Source organism: Pampinifervens navoyensis (assembly GCF_046159715.1).
In the GTDB taxonomy this organism is placed as follows: Bacteria; Aquificota; Aquificia; order Aquificales; family Aquificaceae; genus Pampinifervens.
The window spans coordinates 1-260 of sequence record NZ_JBJXCT010000056.1; the positions used below are offsets into that span (position 1 = coordinate 1).

The following is a 260-nucleotide window of genomic DNA, read 5'->3' on the forward strand; positions in this document are numbered from 1 at the left end:
GTCCATGGCCATGACGTTGACGGCGGCGATGTCCGCGCCGTCCGCCTTGGCGTTGGAGAGCACTGCGACGCCCTCGCTGGTGAGCCCGCTGGGCAGCACCGGCAGGGTGTAGGAGACCTGGAGGTTCGGGTCCTGCTTCTCGAGGCCGGCGATGGCCTGGTTGCGCAGGTTGATCGCGCCCGTGTCGGAGATGGCCGCGCCCTCGACGTCGAAGTCGATCTCGGTCAGGTCGTACTGCTTGATCACCGACTGGTACGCGG

General features: G+C 67.7%; 1 pseudogene. It reads right to left on the reverse strand.

What is annotated here, in order from left to right:
* Nucleotides 1–260, reverse strand: a pseudogene (locus ACKRDP_RS09985) (chitinase); the annotation flags it as partial.